This window comes from Streptomyces sp. AC558_RSS880, from assembly GCF_019049255.1.
GTDB lineage: Bacteria > Actinomycetota > Actinomycetes > Streptomycetales > Streptomycetaceae > Streptomyces.
Genome location: NZ_JAGMUJ010000007.1, coordinates 404,562 through 422,275 on the forward strand (window position 1 = coordinate 404,562; position 17,714 = coordinate 422,275).

13 protein-coding genes are annotated in these 17,714 nt (G+C 73.6%); 10 read left to right on the plus strand and 3 right to left on the minus strand.

Going from position 1 to position 17,714, the window contains the following annotated elements; genetic code table 11:
- Positions 1-261 precede the first annotated feature (261 nt).
- On the plus strand, positions 262-1,302 hold the full coding sequence (locus KUM38_RS04010; protein WP_308408897.1) for a ComEA family DNA-binding protein: 1,041 nt from the start codon (positions 262-264) through the stop codon (positions 1,300-1,302).
- Positions 1,299-3,887, plus strand: a complete 2,589-nt coding sequence (locus KUM38_RS04015; protein WP_217127844.1) for a ComEC/Rec2 family competence protein — start codon at positions 1,299-1,301, stop codon at positions 3,885-3,887. The genes KUM38_RS04010 and KUM38_RS04015 overlap by 4 nt, the downstream gene beginning before the upstream one ends.
- Positions 3,888-3,949: 62 nt before the next feature.
- Here the strand turns inward: KUM38_RS04015 and KUM38_RS04020 are convergent, their stop codons facing one another.
- The gene (locus KUM38_RS04020; protein ID WP_217127845.1) at positions 3,950-4,786 is read right to left on the minus strand and encodes an alpha/beta fold hydrolase; all 837 of its coding nucleotides are present in this window, start codon (positions 4,784-4,786) and stop codon (positions 3,950-3,952) included.
- Between the two features lie 79 nt (positions 4,787-4,865).
- Entirely contained in the window at positions 4,866-6,275 is a 1,410-nt protein-coding gene (locus KUM38_RS04025; RefSeq protein WP_217127846.1) for a PLP-dependent aminotransferase family protein, read from the minus strand.
- Positions 6,276-6,383: 108 nt separating this feature from the next.
- On the opposite strand from KUM38_RS04025, the gene KUM38_RS04030 reads away from it, so the two are divergent.
- The 4 genes from KUM38_RS04030 (at position 6,384) to KUM38_RS04045 (ending at position 9,061) form a co-directional block, all read left to right on the plus strand.
- A complete protein-coding gene (locus KUM38_RS04030) occupies positions 6,384-7,223 on the plus strand; it encodes an arylamine N-acetyltransferase (RefSeq protein ID WP_217127900.1) in 840 nt (279 codons plus the stop codon).
- A gap of 49 nt (positions 7,224-7,272) precedes the next feature.
- Positions 7,273-7,518, plus strand: a complete 246-nt coding sequence (locus KUM38_RS04035; protein ID WP_217127847.1) for a hypothetical protein — start codon at positions 7,273-7,275, stop codon at positions 7,516-7,518.
- A 55-nt stretch (positions 7,519-7,573) separates the two neighbouring features.
- The gene (holA, locus tag KUM38_RS04040; RefSeq protein WP_217127848.1) at positions 7,574-8,563 is read left to right on the plus strand and encodes a DNA polymerase III subunit delta; all 990 of its coding nucleotides are present in this window, start codon (positions 7,574-7,576) and stop codon (positions 8,561-8,563) included.
- A gap of 102 nt (positions 8,564-8,665) precedes the next feature.
- A complete protein-coding gene (locus tag KUM38_RS04045; RefSeq protein ID WP_217127849.1) occupies positions 8,666-9,061 on the plus strand; it encodes a nuclear transport factor 2 family protein in 396 nt (131 codons plus the stop codon).
- Between the two features lie 181 nt (positions 9,062-9,242).
- Here KUM38_RS04045 and rpsT read toward each other — a convergent pair whose 3' ends face one another.
- On the minus strand, positions 9,243-9,509 hold the full coding sequence (gene rpsT / locus KUM38_RS04050) for a 30S ribosomal protein S20 (protein WP_217127850.1): 267 nt from the start codon (positions 9,507-9,509) through the stop codon (positions 9,243-9,245).
- A gap of 242 nt (positions 9,510-9,751) precedes the next feature.
- On the opposite strand from rpsT, the gene lepA reads away from it, so the two are divergent.
- The 4 genes from lepA to hemW all read left to right on the plus strand — a co-directional run bounded on the left by lepA (position 9,752) and on the right by hemW (position 17,600).
- Positions 9,752-11,620 (plus strand): translation elongation factor 4, encoded by a 1,869-nt coding sequence (lepA, locus tag KUM38_RS04055; protein ID WP_217127851.1) that lies wholly within the window; start codon positions 9,752-9,754, stop codon positions 11,618-11,620.
- 260 nt (positions 11,621-11,880) lie between these two features.
- The gene (locus tag KUM38_RS04060; protein WP_217127852.1) at positions 11,881-13,755 is read left to right on the plus strand and encodes a long-chain fatty acid--CoA ligase; all 1,875 of its coding nucleotides are present in this window, start codon (positions 11,881-11,883) and stop codon (positions 13,753-13,755) included.
- Positions 13,756-14,303: 548 nt separating this feature from the next.
- On the plus strand, positions 14,304-16,340 hold the full coding sequence (locus tag KUM38_RS04065; RefSeq protein WP_217127853.1) for a SpoIIE family protein phosphatase: 2,037 nt from the start codon (positions 14,304-14,306) through the stop codon (positions 16,338-16,340).
- A gap of 27 nt (positions 16,341-16,367) precedes the next feature.
- Complete coding sequence (gene hemW / locus KUM38_RS04070) at positions 16,368-17,600, plus strand: radical SAM family heme chaperone HemW (protein WP_217127854.1); 1,233 nt, start codon at positions 16,368-16,370, stop codon at positions 17,598-17,600.
- Positions 17,601-17,714: the final 114 nt, after the last annotated feature.

Genomic DNA, 17,714 nt, shown 5'->3' on the forward strand with positions numbered 1-17,714 from the left:
CCGACCGGACCCCGCGGCCGGGCCCCGCGCCGGGACCGCCGAGCGGTGGCGGAGGAACTCCGCCGCCGGGCGGAGTCACTGTTCGACGGCGACGACCACTCCGCGCACACCAGGCGACCACCGGCCTGGGCCCTGACCGGCACCCGCCGCATCAGGCGGGCCGGCTCTTTGGCGGCCGTGAACCGGCCGGCGGCTGTGGATCGCCTCGGGGGCACGGACGGTGGGACGGCTGCGGATCGCGTGCCGGCCCAGGGGCGCTCGGTGACCGTGGAACGTGCGGGCGCCGAGGAGCACGCGGCGGCCGTGAACCGCACGGCGGCCGTGGAGCGCGCGGGGAGCACGGACCGACCGGCGGATGCGGGCCGGCCGGGACCTGGGAGCTCGTCGGCGAGTGTGGGCCGGTCGGTGGCTCCGGGCCGGTCGGCGGGGCCGGGGCGGGCGGCTGTGGACCGGCAGGCCGCCCAGGGGCGCGCGGCGGCTGCGGGCCCTCTCGCGGCGGGGCCCGGTGGCGGTGCGGTCGCGATGGACGACGAGGGTGGTGTCGCGGGCCCGGAGGAACCCGGCGGCGGGTCCGAGCGGAGGCGACGGCGGGAGAGGGCCGGGCTCGCGCTGCGGGAGCGTCTGCCGTTGTGGGTGCAGACGCGGTGCGGGATGGAGCGGCGGAGCGTGGTCGCGCTGTCGGTGCTGCTCGTGGTCGCCCTGGGGTTCGCCGTACAGCACTTCTGGACCGGGCGGACCCAGCCGGTACGGGCACCGGAGGTGGTGCGCGCGGCGGTTCCCCACGGAGAGCACGTCAAGGGCGCGGCGAAAGGGGAGGCCGCGCCGGACGCTGCGGTGAGGACCGGCGGCTCGGCGGGCCCCGAGATCGTGGTCGACGTCAGCGGCAAGGTGCGGAATCCGGGAATCCATCGTCTGCCCGCCGGTTCACGCGTCGAGGACGCGCTGCGGGCAGCCGGCGGAGTACGGCCCGGTACCAGGACCGACACCCTGAACCGCGCCCGTTTCCTCGTCGACGGCGAACAGGTGGTCGTAGGGGGCCCGGCATCGGCCGGAACAGCCCCGGGCGGCAGTCCCGGGACGGCGGGAACGGCGGCGGGAACCGGCCCCACCGCACCGGTGTCCCTCAACACCGCCACCCCGGACCAGCTCGACACCCTGCCCGGAGTCGGCCCCGTGCTCGCCCAGCACATCGTCGACTACCGCACCCGGAACGGCGGTTTCCGCTCGGTGGACGAACTCCGCGAGGTGAACGGCATCGGCGATCGCCGTTTCGCGGATCTGCGGAACCTCGTACGGCCATGAGGACGGAGACGACGGAGACGACGGACACGGCGGCACCACCGCCCCCGCAGCCCACCGCCCGGCGGCACGTCCACGCCGCCTCCGGCAAGCGGCTCGGGGCCGCGCACCCGAGGCAGGAGGGACCGACGGACCTGCGGCTGGTCCCGCCCGCCCTGGCCGCCTGGGCCACGGCCGCCGTGCTGCTGCACGCCCCGCCCGGCCGGGCGGCGGGCGCGGTGATCGCCTCCCTGCTGACGGCCGGCGCCCTCCTCATGGCGCGCAGTCGCCTGACCGGGCGGGGACGGGCCACCGCCCACGCCACCGCCGCCGCACTGCTCTGCGTAGCGGCGGCCGCCGGATCGGCGGGACTGCACGGCGCGGACCTGCGACGGGGCCCCGTGCCCGCACTGGCGCGGGAGTACGCCCCGGTGACCGCCGAGGTCGAGATCACCTCCGACCCCCGGCTCACCCGGCCCCGGGTCAGCGGCAACCACATGGCCCCCACCTCCGTACTGGTCGAGGCCGACGTACGACGGGTGGAGCGGGCCGACGGCACGGCGGAGACGACCCGCACGCCCGTCCTGCTGATCGTCGACCCGCGCCAGGCCGACCGCACCGCGCCCGGTCACGCCGGGGATTCCCCTTGGCTCGCCTTGCTGCCCTCCACCCGCCTCCGCGTCGAGGCACGGCTCGCCCCGGCGAGGGCGGGCGGTGACCGGTTCGCCGCCGTGCTGCGGGTGAAGGGCCGGGACGGCCCGGAGACCGTGGACGGGCCGTCGGGTCCCCAGCGGCTGGCGGGACGGCTGCGGGCCGGACTGCGGGAGGCGACCGACGGACTGCCGGCGGACGCGCGGGCGCTGCTGCCCGGCCTGGTCGTGGGCGACACCGCGAGGATCACCCCGGAGCTGGACGAGGCGTTCAGGGAGACCGACCTCACCCACACGCTCGCCGTCTCCGGCGCCAACTTCACCATCCTCCTCGCCCTGCTCCTCGGCCCGCCCGGCCTGGCGCAGCGGGCCGAGCGACGCGGACTCGCACCCCGTCTCGGCATCCCCCTGCGGACCACCGCACTCCTCGGCGCGACGCTCTCCCTCGCCTTCGTCGTCGTGTGCCGGCCCGATCCCAGCGTGCTGCGGGCCGCCGCCTGCGGCTCCGTCGCCCTGCTCGCGCTCGCCACCGGCCGCCGCAGATCACTGATCCCGGCGCTGGCGACGGCGGTCCTGCTCCTGGTGCTCTACGACCCCTGGCTGGCCCGCAGTCCCGGCTTCCTGCTCTCCGTGCTGGCCACCGGCGCGCTGCTCACGCTCGCGCCACGCTGGAGCGCGGGACTGCGGCGGCGCGGTGTGCCGTCCCGCCTCGCGGAGGCGCTGGCCGCCGCGGGTGCCGCGCAGGCGGTGTGCGCGCCGGTGGTCGCCGTGCTGGCGGCGCGGGTGAGCCTGGTGGCGATCCCGTGCAACCTGCTCGCGGAGTTCGCGCTCGCGCCGGCCACGGTGCTGGGCTTCCTGGCCCTGGCCACGGCACCGGTGGCGATGCCGGCGGCGAAGGCACTGGCCTGGTGCGCGAGCTGGCCCGCGGAGTGGATCGCGCAGGTCGCCAGAACGGGGGCCGCGCTGCCCGGCGCGGGAGTGGACTGGCCCGGCAGCTGGGCCGGTGCGGCGGCACTCGGCGCCCTCACCCTGGCGGCACTGGTCGTAGGGCGACGGCTGCTGCGGCACCCCTGGTGGTGCGCCGCCTGCGCACTCCTGCTGGTGCTGGTGGTGGTACAGCCACGCCCCCTCACCCGGGCGATCACGGGCTGGCCCCCGCCGGGCTGGCGGCTGGTGATGTGCGATGTCGGTCAGGGCGACGCGCTGGTACTGGCGGCGGGCGAGGGCGCCGGCGTGGTCGTGGACGCCGGCCCCGACCCGGCCCTCGCCGACCACTGCCTGCGCTCCCTCGGCGTCACCAGCATCCCCCTCGTCGTCCTGACCCACTTCCACGCCGACCACGTGGCGGGCCTCCCCGGCGTACTGCGCGGACGCGCGGTGGGCGCCATCGAGACGACGTCCTTCGAAGAACCCGCCGACCAGGCCGCGTTCGTCCGAAGACTCGCCGCCGCCCGCCACATCCCGGTGACGCACGCCGCCGCCGGTGAGGCGCGGCGCGCGGGGGAGCTGTCCTGGGAGGTGGTGTGGCCACCGCCGAGCGCCCCGCCGACCGCGGACCCACAGCCCGCGGGCCCCGTGCCGGAGGGCCCGAACGACGCCAGCGTGGCCATGCTGGTCCGCACGGCCGGCCTGCGCCTGCTGCTCCTCGGGGACCTGGAACCCCCGGCCCAGCGCGCCCTGGCGAGGTCACCCGCGGCCGGACGACTGGCCGGCGTGGACGTCCTCAAGGTCGCCCACCACGGCTCGGCGTATCAAGACCCGGACCTCATACGCCGGGCGGCCCCACGGCTGGCGCTCATCAGCACGGGGAAGGACAACACGTACGGGCATCCTGCCCCGAACACGGTCGCCGCGCTGCGGGCCGGGGGAGCGACGGTGCTGCGGACGGACCGGGACGGGGCGCTGGCGGTGACCGTCGGCGAAAACGGGGGCGGGGAACTGCGAGTGGCGCGACACTGACGTTCCCACCCCGGCTTTTTCGCTCACCCCCAGCATCCAGGTGCGGTGACCGGTGGCGGTGATCAGGGGTGTGCGCCCCTTCCGCCCGGCTGGTCCGACGGATTCGTCCGGCCGGCCGCGGTGTCGAGTCGCCGCAGGAAGTCCGCCAGGGCCGCGTCGAACGCGTCGGGGCGTTCCAGGTTGGGCAGGTGGGCCGCCCCGTCGACGACGACGAGGGTGGAGTCGGGGAGGAGGGCGTGCAGCGACTCGGCGTCGCTGACGGGCGTGTACTCGTCCTCGGCGCCGACGACGACCAGTGCGGGCACCGTGACCCCGCTCAGCAGCGGGCGGTAGTCGGGCCGTTCGGCGCGGCCGCGCAGGGCCGCGGCGGCGCCCCGCGGGTCGGTGCGGGTCATCATGCGGTGGACGTGCGCCGCGACGGCCGGAGGCGCGTGGGGCGCGACCATCTTGTACAGCACCTCGTCGGCGTAGCCCCGCATGCCCTCGCGCAGCAGCCGGTCCGCCATGGCGTTGCGGGCCCGGCGCCCTTCCGGGGTCTCGGGCGCGGCGAAGGTGTCCGCGAGCAGCAGACCGCGGACGCGCTCCGGGAACCGGGCGTAGCACTCCATGACGATCTGCCCGCCCATCGACAGTCCGCCGAGGACGCACCGGTCCACGTCCAGGGAGTCGAGCAGTTCCTCGATGTCGTCCGCGAACACGGACAGCGCCGTGACGCCCGGGGTGACGGGCGACGCGCCGTAGCCGCGCAGGTCGGGCGCGATCACCCGGCGCCCGGGCGAGAAGGCGGCGATCTGCGGGGCCCACATGGTGTGGTCGAAGGGGTGGCCGTGGACGAGGACGAGGGGCAGCGCGGAGGCGCCGGCGTTCCCCTCGGCCCGGTGTGCGAGACGGGATGCCATGCGGACGACCCTAGAAGCACGCCACTACTCGGTGCAATCAAAACATTGCCCTCGGTGCAATGTGGTGCCGTGCCCGGACTCAGGACGGGAGGTCCGCGGTTTCCCGCGGTGTGCCGCGCGCGAGGGAGGCGAGCGTCCGCAGGGCCTGCTCGAGCGCCTCGAACGGTGCCGACGCCAGCCCGAGCCTGACGCAGTCGGCGGCGCCGGACGCGGCGGGGTCCGGCGACCGGGCCGGCGCGGGCCCGGTGGCCGGTACCGCGAAGGACGGTCCGGCCGGTACCGCGAAGGACGGTCCGGGTGTCACCGCGATGCCGCGGGCGGCCGCGGCCGCGGTGAAGGTGTCCGCCCGCCACGGCGCGGGCAGGCGCCACCACGCGTAGTACGCCCGCGGGTCGGCCCGGACGGCGAAACCCCGCAGGTGCTCGGTGACCAGCCGCTGGCGTCGCGAGGCGTCGGCGCGCTTGGCCGTCGTCAGCCGGTCGACGGTCCCGTCCGCCATCCACCGCAGGGCCGCTTCGAGCGCGAAACGCCCCGCCGTCCAGCCGCCGGAGCGCAGCGCCTCGCCCACCCGCCCGGCCCGTCCCTCGGGTACGACGAGGAAGCCGACGGTGAGACCCGGCGCGACCCGCTTGGACAACCCGTCGACCACATAGGTGAGTTCGGGGGCGAAGGCCGCGAAGGGCTCGGTGTCGTCCGAGAGGAAGGACCAGATGCGGTCCTCGACGACCGGCAGACCCCATGGGCGCAGCTCCGCGGCGAGCCGGCGACGACGGGTCTCCGGCATGGTCGCCGACGTCGGATTGTGCAGGGTCGGCTGCAGGTACAGCGCGGAGAGCGGCGCCGTGCGGTGGGCCGCGGCGACGGAGTCGGGACGGATGCCGTCGGCGTCACCGGCGAGCGGGACCAGGGTGACGCCGAGCCGGGCCGCGATCTCCTTGACCAGGGGATAGGTCAGGGCGTCGATCCCCACCCGGCCGCCCGGCCGGACCAGCGCGGCCAACGCGCCGGCGATCGCCTGGCGGGCGTTGCCGCTGAAGAGGACCTGACCGGCGGAGGGCCGCCACCCGGCCGTCGCCAGCAGCCCGCAGGCCGCCTCGCGAGCGGCCGGCGTGCCGTCGGCCGGAGCGGTACGGGTCGCCTCGGACAGCACGTCCGGGCGCAGCAGCGGTGCCAGGGCGGGCGCGAGGAGGGCGGCCTGGTCCGGCGCCGTCGGGTAGTTGAGCTCCAGATTGACCGGCGCGGTGGTGGCGGGCTCGGCGAGTGCCCGGCCGGACGGCACGGGCGCGGCGCGCACGAACGTGCCGCGGCCGACCTCACCCACCACCAGTCCGCGCCGGACGAGTTCGGCGTAGACACGGCCGGCCGTCGACGCGGCGATCCCGCGGCGACGCGCGAAGGACCGCTGCGGGGGCAGCCGCTGTCCGGGCTTGAGCCGGCCGCTCAGAATGTCGGCGGCGATCCGGTCGGCGATCCGCTGGTAGTCGTGCACGGGCTGGTTCCTCCGCCACTCGGGGAGCGGAGAGCGTACCCGCACCGCCGGCGAGAACAGGGGGCAAGGAGTCCTGGGTGACGCGACACTGAGGGCATGACCGGGGACATGAACACCGCGGGAGTCGACGCCTATCTGCGCCGCCTGGGCGTCGAACAGCCCGCCTGGCCCACCGTGGAAGCGCTGCGCGAGCTGCACCTGCGGCATCTGCGGACCGTGCCGTTCGAGAACCTGTCCATCCATCTCGGCGAGGAGATCGTGCTGGACGAGAAGCGGCTGCTGGACAAGGTGGTGGAGGCGCGGCGGGGCGGGTTCTGCTACGAACTCAACGGCGTCTTCGGGGCGTTGCTCGCCGCCCTCGGCTACGACGTCCAACTGCTCGCCGCGCGGGTGTACGGCGACGAGGGCCGGCTCGGCATCCCGTACGACCACCTCGCGCTGCGGGTGCGGACGGTGGACGCCGGCGACTGGCTGGCCGATATCGGCTTCGGGGCCCACTTCCACCTGCCGCTGGCCTTCGGGGAGCGCGGGGAGCAGGAGGACCCCGGGGGCACGTTCCGGATCGCCGAGGCGGGCGCCGACGCGGCCGGGGTGCGCGGCGGGCACGACCGGGTGGAGGCAGCGGACCTGGACGTGAGCCGGAACGGGCGGCCGGTGTACCGCCTGGAGGTCCGGCCGAGGGTGCTCGGCGACTTCACGACCGGGGCGTGGTGGCACAGCACCTCACCGCTCTCCCACTTCACGCGGTCGCCGGTGTGCTCGCGGATCACCGAGGACGGGGGCAGGATCACGCTCAGCGGCCGGCGGTTCACGGTCACCGCGCCGGACGGGACGCGGCAGGAGCACGGGACCGGGACGGACGAGGAGGTGCTCGCGCTCTACCGGGACCGGTTCGGGATCGCACTGGACACGGTGCCGACGGCGCGCGGCACCGGGACGAGCGGCTGACCCCGGCACCGGGACGAGCGGCTGACCCCGGTACCGGACAATGGCCCGTGTGAGTGATGTGCGACATGTGCTGGTGCTGCCCGACCGTGATGCCGCGGAGGAGGTGGCCGAGGCCCTCGGGGAACGGTTCGGCGTGGCCGAGGAGCCCCGGCTGGTGCGGGACGCGCTCGCCGGCGAGGACGACGCGGAGGACGCGCAGTGGCTCGTCGTCCTGCGGGACGAGTCGCGGCGGCTGGACCCCGCGGAGCTGGACGAGTTCGCGGCCGAGTGGGACGGCTGGCGGGAGGAGCCGTAGTCCGGCGACCGGCTGCCGGGCGGCGTTGTCGGTGGCGCGTGGGATGCTTGTCGCGATGGCCAGGAAGACCGCATCCGACGACCCCCTCGCCCCGGTGACACTCGCCGTGGGCCAGGAGGACCTGCTGCTCGACCGTGCCGTGCGGGAGGTGGTGGCCGCCGCGAGGGCCGCCGACGCCGACACGGACGTACGCGACCTGACACCGGACCAGCTCCAGCCCGGCACCCTCGCCGAGCTGACCAGCCCGTCGCTCTTCGCGGAGCGCAAGGTCGTCGTCGTACGCAATGCGCAGGACCTGTCGGCCGACACCGTCAAGGACGTGAAGGCGTACCTCGGCTCGCCCGCCGAGGAGATCACGCTGGTCCTGCTGCACGCGGGCGGCGCCAAGGGCAAGGGGCTGCTCGACGCGGCGCGCAAGGCGGGGGCGCGGGAGGTGGCGTGCCCGAAGATGACCAAGCCGGCGGACCGGCTGGCCTTCGTGCGGGGCGAGTTCCGCACCACCGGCCGATCGGCCACCCCGGAGGCGTGCCAGGCGCTGGTCGACGCCATCGGCAGCGATCTGCGGGAGCTGGCCTCGGCGGTGACCCAGCTGGTCGCGGACGTCGAGGGCACGATCGACGAGGCGGTCGTCGGGCGGTACTACACGGGGCGGGCCGAGGCGTCGAGTTTCGAGGTCGCCGACCGGGCGGTCGAGGGACGCGCGGCGGAGGCCCTGGAGGCCCTGCGCTGGTCGCTGTCGACGGGGGTGGCCCCGGTGCTGATCACCAGCGCGCTGGCCCAGGGCGTACGGGCGATCGGCAAGCTGTCGTCGGCGCGCGGCGGCAGACCGGCCGATCTGGCCCGCGAGCTGGGCATGCCGCCGTGGAAGATCGACCGGGTGCGGCAGCAGATGCGCGGCTGGACCCCGGACGGCGTGGCCGTCGCCCTGCGCGCGGTCGCCGAGGCGGACGCGGGCGTGAAGGGCGGCGGGGACGACCCGGAGTACGCCCTGGAGAAGGCGGTCGTCACCATCGCCCGCGCGGCGCGCTCGCGGGGACGGGCATAGCCCTCACGCACGGGCGGTGATCGAGTCGCCCCCGGATCCGGGGCGAGGAGAATCGGAGGTGTCAGCCGTAGGTCGCCCAGGTACGGAGAGGTGGCGAGCACGATGGCTGAACACCCGAACACACAGCTCGTCCGCAAGGGCTACGAGGCCTTCGTCCGGGGAGACATGGACACTCTGCGCGAAATACTGGCGACGGATGCCACGCACCATGTGCCGGGTACCGGCGTGCTCGCCGGTGACTTCAAGGGCCAGGACGAGATCCTCGACATGTACCGGCGGCTCGGTGAGGAGACCGACGGGACGTTCACGGTCGAGCTGCGGCAGATCCTGGTCGACGGCCGGGGACACGCCGTGTCCCTGCACCACCTCACGGCCGACCGGCAGGGCAGGCACCTGGACGAGGACGGAGGCATCGTCTTCCGGATCGTCGGCGACAGGATGACGGACCTGGACGAGTGCGTCGCCGACATCGACGCGATGAACGACTTCTGGGCCTAGACGCGCCCGAAGGCCCCGCCCACCACCCGGGGAAGGGTGTGAGGACGGGGCCTTCGGTTGAAGCGTGTGAGCCCGTACCCGCGTGGCGAACGCAGGCCGCGTACGAGCTCGGGGTGCCGGCCGGGGGCGGATGAGAGAGGGCCCGCCCGGAGTCCCGCCGACGGTCAGATCAGAGGGTGGTTCAGCCCTTGACGGCCGTGACCTTCTGAGCCAGCGCCGACTTCTTGTTGGCGGCCTGGTTCTTGTGGATGACGCCCTTGGAGACGGCCTTGTCGAGCTGACGCGCGGCGGCGCGCTGGTACTCGGTGGCCTTCTCGACGTCACCCGCGGCGGCGGCCTCGCGGGCCTTGCGGATCGCGGTCTTCAGAGAGGACTTGACGGCCTTGTTGCGCAGCCGGGCCTTCTCGTTGGTCTTGTTCCGCTTGATCTGGGACTTGATGTTCGCCACGAATGAGCCTCTACAGGTTCTGGTACGGGATCGCAGTGGATCCGCACCGGTGATTTCTTGGGGTGTGCCTCGCGCTGAGAGGGCATGAGACACAGCCCCCCACACTACCAGCGGCCCATTCAGTGGCCCAAACCCGTCTCCGGTCGCCACCCGTGGGACGATGGAAGCTACGTATCGATCCGACCCGAGACCGCAGACGCACAAGCACACGTATGCGGACGCCTCAAGAATCAGGACCCTGCGTGCCCGCGATCCCCAGCCATGTGCCCGAGCCGAGCCGTACCGACCCCGCGCTGATCCGCAATTTCTGCATCATCGCGCACATCGACCACGGCAAGTCCACGCTCGCCGACCGGATGCTCCAGCTGACCGGTGTGGTCGAGCAGCGGCAGATGCGCGCTCAGTACCTCGACCGCATGGACATCGAGCGTGAGCGCGGCATCACGATCAAGTCCCAGGCGGTGCGGTTGCCGTGGGCGCCCACCCACGACCAGGGCAACACGCACATCCTCAACATGATCGACACCCCCGGGCACGTCGACTTCACCTACGAGGTCTCGCGGTCGCTCGCCGCGTGCGAGGGCACCGTCCTCCTGGTCGACGCCGCCCAGGGCATCGAGGCGCAGACCCTCGCCAACCTCTACCTGGCGATGGAGAACGACCTCACGATCATCCCGGTGCTCAACAAGATCGACCTGCCGGCCGCGCAGCCCGAGAAGTTCTCCGAGGAGCTGGCGAACCTGGTCGGCTGCGACCCCGACGACGTGCTCAAGGTCTCCGCGAAGACCGGTCTCGGCGTCGAGGCGCTGCTGGACAAGGTGGTCGCCGAGATCCCCGCCCCGGTCGGCGTCAAGGACGCCCCCGCCCGCGCGATGATCTTCGACTCGGTCTACGACTCCTACCGCGGTGTCGTGACGTACGTCCGTGTCATCGACGGTCAGCTCAACAAGCGCGAGCGGATCCGGATGATGTCCACCGGCGCCACCCACGAGCTGCTGGAGATCGGCACCAACTCGCCGGAGATGCTGCCCGCCGACGGCCTCGGCGTCGGCGAGGTGGGCTACCTGATCACCGGTGTGAAGGACGTCCGCCAGTCGAAGGTCGGTGACACCGTCACCAGCCAGCACAAGGGCGCCGAGGAGGCGCTCGGCGGCTACAAGGACCCCAAGCCGATGGTGTTCTCCGGCCTCTACCCGCTGGACGGCTCCGACTACCCGGAGCTGCGCGAGGCGCTGGACAAGCTCCAGCTCAACGACGCCGCCCTGGTCTACGAGCCGGAGACCTCCGCCGCCCTCGGCTTCGGTTTCCGCGTCGGCTTCCTCGGCCTGCTGCACCTCGACGTGATCCGCGAGCGCCTCGAGCGCGAGTTCGGCCTCGACCTGATCGCCACCGCGCCGAACGTGGTCTACCGGGTGGTCATGGAGGACGGCAGCGAGCACATCGTCACCAACCCGAGCGAGTTCCCCGAGGGGAAGATCGGCGAGGTGTACGAGCCGGTCGTGCGCGCCACCATCCTGGCGCCCAGCGAGTTCATCGGCTCGATCATGGAGCTCTGCCAGACCCGGCGCGGTGTCCTGCTCGGCATGGACTACCTCTCCGAGGACCGGGTGGAGATCCGCTACACCCTCCCGCTCGCCGAGATCGTCTTCGACTTCTTCGACCAGCTGAAGTCCAAGACCCGCGGCTACGCCTCCCTGGACTACGAGCCCACCGGCGAGCAGACCTCCAGCCTGGTCAAGGTCGACATCCTGCTGCACGGCGACAAGGTGGACGCGTTCTCCGCGATCACCCACAAGGACCAGGCGTACGCGTACGGCGTACGGCTCGTCGCCAAGCTCAAGGAGCTCATCCCGCGGCAGGCCTTCGAGGTCCCGGTGCAGGCCGCCATCGGCTCCCGCGTCATCGCCCGCGAGACCATCCGCGCCATCCGCAAGGACGTCCTCGCCAAGTGCTACGGCGGTGACATCTCCCGCAAGCGGAAGCTGCTGGAGAAGCAGAAGGAAGGCAAGAAGCGGATGAAGATGGTGGGTTCCGTGGAGGTCCCGCAGGAGGCCTTCATCGCCGTCCTCTCCAGCGACGACAGCGCGGGGGCGGGCAAGGGCAAGAAGTAGCCGGGGGAGTGGCTCGGCGGTTACCGCGGGTCACTCCGCAAACCGGGCGGAACGGGGGCCCGTCGCACGCGAGTGCGGCGGGCCCCGCGCGTTCACCGGGTAGCCGTCTGTACGAAGTGACAGGCCGCAGGCCCTTACGTCATCGCCGGTCGGCCTCTACTCTGATCCCCACTCGATAGTTACTCGCCAGTTAAACAACGGCGCGAGGAAACCCAAGCCCCACTGAGCCAGCCGCACCGTCGCGGGCCCCGGAGGATGTCGTGAGCGACACACAGACACTGATCGAGAACCGTCCGCCGAGCGTGGCGACCCTCTTCCTGGAGCGTGTGGCGGCCACACCGGACGCCGAGGCCTACCGCTACCCGGTCCCGGCGGCCTCCGGCACGGGCCCCGACGACTGGAAGTCCCTCACCTGGGCGGGCGCCGCCGAGCGGGTCCACGCCATCGCGGCCGGCCTGATCGAGCTGGGCGTCGAGCCCGAGGAGCGGGTCGCGCTGGCCTCCTCCACCCGGGTCGAGTGGATCCTCGCCGACCTCGGCATCCTCTGCGCCGGAGCCGCCACCACCACGGTCTACCCGCAGACCAACGCCGACGAGTCCGCCTACATCCTGTCCGACTCCCAGAGCCGGGTGCTCATCGCGGAGAACGCCGAGCAGGCGGCCAAGGCGGTCGAGAAGCGCGCCGAGCTGCCCGAGCTCACCCGCGTCGTGGTCATCGACCCGGCCGGCGCCGAGACCGACGACTTCGTGATCACCCTCGCCGACCTGGAGAAGCGCGGCGCCGCCCGGCTCCAGCGGGAACCGGAGCTGATCAAGGAGCGGGTCGCCGCGCTCACCAAGGACCAGCTCGCCACCCTGATCTACACCTCCGGCACCACCGGCCGCCCCAAGGGCGTACGCCTGCCGCACGACTGCTGGTCGTACATGGCGAAGGCGATCGCCGCGACCGGGCTGGTCAGCGGCGACGACGTGCAGTACCTGTGGCTGCCGCTCGCGCACGTCTTCGGCAAGGTGCTCACCTCCGGCCAGATCGAGGTCGGCCACGTCACCGCCGTCGACGGCCGCGTCGACAAGATCATCGAGAACCTCCCGGTGGTCCAGCCGACCTACATGGCGGCCGTGCCCCGCATCTTCGAGAAGGTCTACAACGGCGTGGCCGCCAAGGCGAAGGCCGGCGGCGGAGCCAAGTACAAGATCTTCCAGTGGGCCGCAGGCGTCGCCCGCGAGTACGCCAAGGTCACCCAGGACAACTTCCGCCGCACCGGCACCGCGAGCGCCCCCTTCGGCCTCTCGGCGAAGCACGGCGTCGCCGACAAGCTCGTCTACGCCAAGATCCGCGAGGCCTTCGGCGGCAACCTCCGCGCCTGCGTCTCCGGCTCGGCGGCGCTCGCCCCCGAGATCGGCTACTTCTTCTCCGGCGCCGGCATCCACATCCTGGAGGGCTACGGCCTCACCGAGTCCTCCGCCGCCTCCTTCGTCAACCCGGGCGAGGCCTACCGCACCGGCACCGTCGGCAAGCCGCTGCCCGGCACCGAGGTCCGCATCGCCGACGACGGCGAGATCCTGCTGCGCGGCCCCGGCATCATGCAGGGCTACCACAACCTGCCCGAGAAGACCGCCGAGGTCCTCGAGGAGGACGGCTGGTTCCACACCGGCGACATCGGCGAACTCTCGCCCGACGGCTACCTGCGCATCACCGACCGCAAGAAGGACCTGATCAAGACCTCCGGCGGCAAGTACATCGCCCCCGCCGAGGTCGAGGGCCAGTTCAAGGCGGTCTGCCCCTACGTCTCCAACATCCTCGTCCACGGCGCCGACCGGAACTACTGCACCGCCCTCATCGCCCTCGACGAGGCCGCCCTCGCCCCCTGGGCGGCCGAGAACGGCCTGGCGGGCAAGCCGTACGCGGAGATCGTCGCCGCCCCCGCCACGGTCGAGATGGTCGACGGCTACGTCAAGCAGCTCAACGAGGGCCTCCAGCGCTGGCAGACCATCAAGAAGTTCCGCCTCCTGCCCCGCGACCTCGACGTCGAGCACGGCGAGATCACCCCGAGCCTGAAGCTGAAGCGCCCGGTGGTGGAGCGCGCGTACAAGCACCTCATCGAGGAGATGTACGAGGGCACGCGCGAGGCGTGACCGTCACCGCGTGACGAGCGGGCGGGGCGGGGTGATCCCCGCCCCGCCCGCTGTGCCCGGGTGGTCGGCTCGGCCGGCCGCCGCGAAGTCCGTGAACGCCGCCCGGCCGCGTACTGCCGGGAGGAGCGGCTGCCCGCACCGGTGGAGGCCTCTGCCCGCACCGGCGGAGGCCCCTGCCCGCACGGCGCACACGGACGTGGACTGCTCCTCGTGGACGCGCTCGCCTCCCGGCAGGGCGTCACACCCCGGTCCTCCGGAAAAGACGGTGCGGGCAGGGCCGCAGGGCCCGCCGGGACAGGCGCGCCCGGCGTGCCCCGTCCGTCCGTCGCGGCGACGGCACCCGGGCCCGTCACGGCGCGGGCCCCCGGCCGCATTCCGGTGCTGCTAGGAACGGGCCGACTTTCTGTTCGTTCCTGAACGCATGCGTAGCACTGTTTTCACTCCTGGCGGTCCACTTCGGTGACTCGGCGCATATGAGCGGGTCCGGTCTGTCACCCTGTCGGCAGCGATCGAGGTTCTATTCGTACGAACTGTCCGGGGAGCTGCCCATGAGGGCCATTCCGACCCAACGGGAGACCGCCTCGTGCGCCTCCGGCGCGCGGGAGCGCGCGTGGGTGGACGCGACCCTGCCCGGGAGCCCCCTCGCGCCGGGTACCGCACGCGCCCTGCTGCGCAAGGCGCTCACCGAGTGGGCGGAACTCGCCCTGCCCGGCGCCGAACACCTCACCGGCCGCGTCGGCGACGACGTCACGCTGATCGCCAGCGAACTCGTCACCAACGCCGTCGTGCACGCCGGCACCGAGGTGCGTCTGACGTGCGGGCTGGAGGAGGCGACCGGCGCGCTCGTCGTCGAGGTCGCCGACCAGCACCCCTCCCGCGCGCCGCGCGGCAACGAACCGGAGGGGTCGCCGTACGACACCCCCGAGTACGGGCGCGGCCTGCGCCTCGTCGCCGCGCTCTGCGAGTCCTGGGGCATCACCTACCGTCCGGGCACGAAGACGGTGTGGGCGCGCCTGGCCGCCGGGGGGTGCACGGCGGGCGACCAGATCGAGGCGTACGCGGGGGAGCGCACGCTGGCGCGCGACCTGAGGGTGGCGGAGATCCTCGCGCCGGAGCCGCCCCGGACGGAACAGAACGGGCCCGGCCCACTGGACGCGCTGGTCTCCCGGACCTCGCCCGGCCACCGGGAAGCGCCCGCTCCCGCCCGGGACACCTGGCGCGGCGGCTCGTACGGCGACGACTGGCTCGCCCGCCGGCCCGGGCGGGACGGGACCTGGCTGGGGCGCGGCGCCCTGTCCTTCCTCGCCGAGGCCTCCGACCTGCTCGCCGGGCAGCTCGACGAGGACCTGGTCACCTCGCTCACCGGGCAGCTGATCGTGCCGCGGCTGGCCGACTGGTGCGCGGTGTGGCTGGAGGACGAGACCACCGGCCACGGCGGTGGCTGGAGCGAGGGGAGCCGGACCGACGGCTCCCGCCTCGCCCGCGTCTGGCACGCGAGTGAGAACCGTATCGAGGATCTGAGCCGTTCCCTGGAGCGGAACCCACCGCAGGCGGGCGACCCGCCGCAGGCGGGGCCCGCCCCCTACCCGTGGTCGGACGGAGCACCCGACACCCCGGGAGCCCCCGGCACCGCCCTCGCCTACCGGCTCGTCGCCGGCGGGCGCCCGCTCGGCACGCTGGTGATCGGCCGGGGCGGGATCGACCGCTTCCCCGACGAGATCACCGGCCTCGTCGAGGACCTCGGCCGCCGGGTCGCGCTCGCCATCGGGGCCGCCCGGCAGTACTCCCGCCAGGCCACCATCAGCGCCGTGCTCCAGCGCGGACTGCTGCCCGGCGCCGTCGCCGAGATCCCCGGCGTGCGCAGCGCCCTCGTCTACGAACCCTGCGACAAGGGCGGACCCAGCGGCGACTTCTACGACCTCTTCCCGGCCGGCCACGGCCGCTGGTGCTTCACCGTCGGCGACGTCCAGGGCAAGGGACCGGAGGCCGCCGTCGTCATCGGCCTGGTCCGGCCCTGGCTGCGGCTGCTCGCCCGCGAGGGCTACCGCGTCGCCGACGTCCTGGACCGCCTCAACCAGCTCCTCCTCGACGACGCCACCGAGGCCGCCGACGCCGCCGCCCGCGCGCTGGTGGCGGCGGGGGCCCGCCCGACCGCCCCCGGCGACGGCCCCCAGACCCGCTTCCTCTCCCTCCTCTACGGCGAACTCGTCCCCTTCGACGGCGGCGTCCGCTGCACCCTCGCCTCCGCCGGACACCCCCTGCCCCTGCTGCTCGCCCCCGACGGCTCGGTCCGTGCCGTCGCCCAGCCGCAGACCCTGCTCGGGGTCGTCGAGGACGCCACCTACACCAGCGAGACCTTCGAGATGTACTCCGGCGACACCCTGCTCTGCGTCACCGACGGAGTCACCGAGCGGCGCTCCGGCTCCCGCCAGTTCGACGACGGCGACGGGCTCGCCCTGGCCCTGGCGGGGTGCGCGGGGATGGACGCCGAGTTGATAGCGGAACGGATCACGCAGCTCGTGCACGAGTTCGGGGCCCGCCCGCCGGCCGACGATCTCGCCCTGCTGGTGCTGCAAGCGGAATGACGCGGCCGGTGCGGGACAATGGAGCACATGCCTTCCGCACTCCCCGACGGCGAGCCCGTCCCCGCCGACGGCGCGCTGCCCGCGTCCGCGCTCGCCGGGGCCGCCGACCGACCCCTCGGGTTCTACCTGCACGTCCCGTACTGCGCGACCCGCTGCGGCTACTGCGACTTCAACACCTACACCGCGACCGAGCTGCGCGGCAGCGGCGGGGTGCTGGCCTCCCGCGACAACTACGCCGAGACCCTGACCGACGAGATCCGCCTGGCCCGCAAGGTGCTGGGGGACGACCCGCGCGAGGTCCGCACGGTGTTCGTCGGCGGCGGCACCCCCACCCTGCTGGCCGCCGACGACCTCGTACGGATGCTGGGCGCGATCCGGGAGGAGTTCGGGCTGGCGGCGGACGCCGAGGTCACCACGGAGGCCAACCCGGAGTCGGTCGACCCGGCCTACCTGGCGGCCCTCCGCGCGGGCGGCTTCAACCGGATCTCCTTCGGCATGCAGAGCGCCCGGCAGCACGTACTGAGGGTCCTGGACCGCACGCACACCCCCGGCCGCCCCGAGGCGTGCGTCGCCGAGGCCCGCGCGGCCGGCTTCGAGCACGTCAACCTCGACCTGATCTACGGCACGCCGGGGGAGTCCGACGACGACTGGCGGGCGTCCCTGGACGCGGCGATCGGCGCCGGTCCTGACCATGTCTCGGCGTACGCGCTGATCGTCGAGGAGGGCACCCAGCTCGCCCGCCGCATCCGCCGCGGCGAGGTCCCCATGACCGACGACGACGTCCACGCGGACCGGTACCTGATCGCCGAGGAGATGCTGTCCGCGGCGGGTTTCGACTGGTACGAGGTGTCGAACTGGGCCACGTCGGAGGCCGGCCGCTGCCTGCACAACGAGCTGTACTGGCGCGGCGCCGACTGGTGGGGCGCGGGACCCGGCGCCCACTCGCACGTGGGCGGGGTGCGCTGGTGGAACGTCAAGCACCCGGGCGCGTACGCGGCGGCGCTCGCGTCGGGCCGGTCGCCGGGGGCGGGCCGCGAGCTGCTGTCGGACGAGGACCGGCGGGTGGAGCGGATCCTGCTGGAGCTGCGGCTCGAGGAGGGCGTGCCGCTGTCTCTGCTGAAGGAGGCGGGGCTGGAGGCGTCGCGGCGGGCCCTGACGGACGGGCTGCTCCGGCAGGGGGCGTACGACGAGGGCCGCGCGGCCCTCACCCTGCGGGGGCGGTTGCTCGCCGACGCGGTGGTGCGGGACCTGGTGGACTGAACAGGGGTTTCTTCGCCCCCGCCGCCCTTTCCCGTCCCGACCCGGGGTTCCGCCCCGGACCCCGCTCCTCAAACGCCGGAGGGGCTGAAAGGGGGTCCGGGGGCGCAGCCCCGG

What these genes read in the sequence shown, in the direction of transcription:
- KUM38_RS04015 (WP_217127844.1), top strand. Translation starts at nt 1,299, where the DNA reads ATGAGGACGGAGACGACGGAGACGACGGACACGGCGGCACCACCGCCC.
- KUM38_RS04020 (WP_217127845.1), bottom strand. Translation starts at nt 4,786, where the DNA reads ATGGCATCCCGTCTCGCACACCGGGCCGAGGGGAACGCCGGCGCCTCC.
- KUM38_RS04030 (WP_217127900.1), top strand. Translation starts at nt 6,384, where the DNA reads ATGAACACCGCGGGAGTCGACGCCTATCTGCGCCGCCTGGGCGTCGAA.
- holA (WP_217127848.1), top strand. Translation starts at nt 7,574, where the DNA reads ATGGCCAGGAAGACCGCATCCGACGACCCCCTCGCCCCGGTGACACTC.
- KUM38_RS04045 (WP_217127849.1), top strand. Translation starts at nt 8,666, where the DNA reads ATGGCTGAACACCCGAACACACAGCTCGTCCGCAAGGGCTACGAGGCC.
- KUM38_RS04065 (WP_217127853.1), top strand. Translation starts at nt 14,304, where the DNA reads ATGAGGGCCATTCCGACCCAACGGGAGACCGCCTCGTGCGCCTCCGGC.
- hemW (WP_217127854.1), top strand. Translation starts at nt 16,368, where the DNA reads ATGCCTTCCGCACTCCCCGACGGCGAGCCCGTCCCCGCCGACGGCGCG.